At 64.8% G+C, this 233-nt stretch carries 1 protein-coding gene; it reads left to right on the top strand.

Annotated features, from left to right (window positions below; translation table 11 throughout):
- Positions 1–233, top strand: a 233-nt coding sequence (locus SB751_RS35555; protein WP_410749679.1) for a TonB-dependent receptor domain-containing protein, incomplete at both ends; no start/stop codon positions are given.

Genomic DNA, 233 nt, shown 5'->3' with positions numbered 1-233 from the left:
CTTTCGGTGACATCGGCGTTCTTCCAGCAGGAAATGGATAACGCGCGCACGCAGACGTCGACGGGCGAATACACGCTCGAAGGCGATATTCGCGTGCGCGGTTTCCAGGCGGGCGCGACCGGCCATATCACCGACAAGTGGCAGGTATTCGCGGGCTACACCTATATGGACGGCGTCGTGCTGCAGGCCGCCGACGGCACGCAGGGCCACACGCCCGCGAACACGCCGCGCAA

The sequence above is a fragment of the Cupriavidus sp. SIMBA_020 genome (genome assembly GCF_046535395.1).
GTDB lineage: Bacteria > Pseudomonadota > Gammaproteobacteria > Burkholderiales > Burkholderiaceae > Cupriavidus > Cupriavidus campinensis.
The sequence above is the reverse complement of the archived record's forward strand: the minus strand, read 5'-3'. Positions and strand labels throughout refer to the sequence as shown.